Raw genomic sequence first — 1,745 nt, 5'->3', positions numbered from 1 at the left:
CCCGAACGCTTCACCCGCCGACCCCGGCCACCCGCACTACCCAAAGCGGCCTGGATCAACCAACCCACCGAAGATCAGCAACCAGTCAACTAAACACAACCCGTCTCAATTTGACTTGACAACTACCGGTGGGCTCAGGTGAACGCGCCTTCTGAGCGGGTAGTGGTGCAGCTTGCCTCCACCCCGCCTCCGCTGCAGGACTTGATCCGGCTCGTCGTACGCGCCGAGTCGCGCGCTGCTGCGGCAGAGGCCGAGTACGGCGAGTGGTGCCCAGAACCGCACCACCCGAGCGAGGAGGCACGCCAGCGGCAGTCACTCCCAGCATTGGCGGCAGACGGCGTCGGACTCCTGATCTCGGCGATCACCCGGCTGTCGCCGTGGACGCCGTTGCCCGCCGAGGTGGGTGCGCTGGCAACGGCGATCCAGCTCCACCCGAAGCTGCGGGGTTTCGTGGGGAAAGGACTGCGCGGTCGGGAACAAACCGAGTCCGTGTTGCCGGTGATCAGTGCCCTCGCCCAGGGCGTGGCCACACGCGGCGGCGGCCTGGTCCTGGACGTCGCCGAACGCTTATCGCAGTGGCGCGAGGCCGACGCGGACCGCAATGCCTGGGCGGCGGCCGAACCACGCCTGGTGCGCGGACCGGAGGACGCAGCGGCCGAGCCGATCGTGGTGGAGCGGCCCGGCCCAGCGCACCGGGACATCATCGCCCGGCACACCGAGCAGGCCATGGCCGTAGGGGCGTCCTGCGGCGCTGCCGTAGGCCCGTTCGCCGGGCCCCGTCGGGGACTGGCAGTGGCGCTGGCCAGCGAACCGAAGGCGCCCGACGCCGGAAGGGAAGGCTTCGCAACCAGTCTCGGCCGGTTCCTGGCCCGACGCGGTGCGATCGCTATGGACCGAGGCGCGTTGCGCCGACTCGGCCAAGTCGACACCGTGGTGCTGGACGAGGACGCGCTGCGCGGCGACCGGTACGAACTCGCGGACCTGGTTCCGCTGGCCGGGACTGAACCGGAGACGATCACCGAGCGCCTATTCGAACTCTTCCACCCTTCGGAGCCCGATCAGTTGCACCGCAACGCCGACGGTTGGGTCCTCGGCCCGCTTGAGGACTTGGACTTGACCGGATGCACCGGGCAGCAGGCCGCCGGTCGGTTGCGCCGGAGCAGCGACCGGGTACTCGGACTGGCGCGGGGTCACCGGCTCCAGGCCGTGGCCGGGGTAGTTGCGCAGACGATGCCGGGCGTGCAGGCGCTGACGGCGGCCGCCCGGCGTTCCGGCGTCCGCCTGGTGCTGGCCACCGACCACTCCGACTCCGCATTCGGTTTCGTCGATGCGGTGATGCACAGCGGCAGGCGGTTGATGGCCTCGGTCCATCACCTGCAGGCTGACGGGGCGGTGGTGCTGCTGGTGTCCGGCAACCGCGGGGCGCTGGGCGCATCCGACTGCGGCATCGGGGTGTACCGCGACGGGGAGGCACCGGCCTGGGGCGCCGACATACTGGTCGGGCCGAACCTGGAGGCTGCCGCTGTGATCGTCGACGGCATCGGGACCGCCCGCCGCGTCGACCAGGACAGCTCCTTGCTGGCCGCAGGCGGCAGCGGTGTCGGCGCCATCGCCGCATTGCAGGCACCCCCAGCCCAGGCGTGCGCGCGGGGGCAGGCCGCGGGGAACACCGCGGGCGGCATCGCTTTCTGCCTCGGTCTGTGGCGAGCACGGCAGTTGCTGTCCCACCCAATTACCCCACCCGG

At 70.9% G+C, this 1,745-nt stretch carries 1 pseudogene; it reads left to right on the top strand.

What is annotated here, in order from left to right:
* Positions 1-138: 138 nt before the first annotated feature.
* A pseudogene (locus E1288_RS46300) lies at positions 139-1,745 on the top strand (haloacid dehalogenase); the annotation flags it as partial.

Source organism: Saccharopolyspora elongata, from assembly GCF_004348985.1.
GTDB lineage: Bacteria > Actinomycetota > Actinomycetes > Mycobacteriales > Pseudonocardiaceae > Saccharopolyspora > Saccharopolyspora elongata.
The sequence above is the reverse complement of the archived record's forward strand: the minus strand, read 5'-3'. Positions and strand labels throughout refer to the sequence as shown.